Origin of the sequence: Rhodococcus sp. EPR-134 (assembly GCF_001647205.1) — a bacterium.
Lineage (GTDB): Bacteria > Actinomycetota > Actinomycetes > Mycobacteriales > Mycobacteriaceae > Rhodococcus_F > Rhodococcus_F qingshengii.
Map to the genome: position 1 here is coordinate 1 of NZ_LVCT01000174.1, position 588 is coordinate 588.

Annotated in this window: 1 pseudogene; it reads right to left on the reverse strand. The window is 63.1% G+C overall.

The features are described 5' to 3' along the window. Positions 1-8: 8 nt before the first annotated feature. Positions 9-588 (reverse strand): annotated as a pseudogene (fadD3, locus tag A2J01_RS07870) (3-[(3aS,4S,7aS)-7a-methyl-1,5-dioxo-octahydro-1H-inden-4-yl]propanoyl:CoA ligase); the annotation flags it as partial.

Sequence of the window (588 nt, forward strand, 5' to 3'; positions counted from 1 at the left end):
GGGAACGGTCATGATTGTTCCTCGCGCAGAACCGTTTTGAGGACCTTGCCCGAAGGGTTACGAGGCAGGTGATCTACGAAGCGCACCTCGCGGGGCACCTTGAAGCCTGCGATCTTCTCCTTGAGGAAGGCGATTACCGACTCTTCGGTGAGGCCGGCACCGTCGAGTTGGGCGATGTAGACGCGGCCCACCTCTCCCATCCGGTGATCGGGGATGCCGATGGCAGCAGACTCGTGGACGCCGGGCAGGCGAGCCAACATGCCCTCGATCTCGGCGGGGTAGACGTTGAATCCGCCGCTGACGTACATGTCTTTCAGACGGTCGGTGATGTCGAGATATCCGCGCTCGTCGAGGGTTCCGACGTCTCCGGTGTGCAGCCAGCCGTCGACGTCGATTGCCTTGGCGGTGGATTCCGGGTCGTCGAGGTACCCGAGCATGACGTTCGGTCCGCGAAGCAGGATCTCGCCTTGGTCGCCGATCTTGACCTCGAAATCGGCTGTCGCGCGGCCGGAACTGGTGGAGACGGTGACCGGGTCGTCGTCGGTGCGGCACATGGTCGCAACCACTGCCTCGGTCAAACCGTATGCC